Genomic DNA, 397 nt, shown 5'->3' on the forward strand with positions numbered 1-397 from the left:
GCTCAACCACAACAATCTGAAAGTCATCACCAACAACCTGCATGTGGCGGCGATCCTCAGTGCCAAGGATGATTTCGAGGTCCTGATCGCAGGCGGCAATGTGCGCCGTGATGGCGGCGTCGTGGGTCAGGGCAGTATCGACTTCATCAGCCAGTTCAAGGTGGACTTCGCGCTGGTCGGCATCAGCGGCATCGATGAGGACGGTAGCCTGCTGGATTTTGATTACCAGGAAGTGCGGGTTTCCCAGGCGATCATCGCCAACGCGCGCCAGGTGATCCTGGCGGCCGACTCGAGCAAATTCGGGCGCAACGCCATGATTCGTTTGGGGCCGATCAGTTTGGTGGATTGCTTGGTGACCGATCAGCAGCCGGTGCCGGCGTTGGTGCAGTTGTTGAAC

The 397-nt window shown here is 58.7% G+C and carries 1 pseudogene; it reads left to right on the forward strand.

The features are described 5' to 3' along the window. Positions 1-397: pseudogene (locus EE949_RS29045) on the forward strand (DeoR family transcriptional regulator); the annotation flags it as partial.

The organism is Pseudomonas viridiflava (genome assembly GCF_900602065.1).
Taxonomy (GTDB): Bacteria; Pseudomonadota; Gammaproteobacteria; order Pseudomonadales; family Pseudomonadaceae; genus Aquipseudomonas.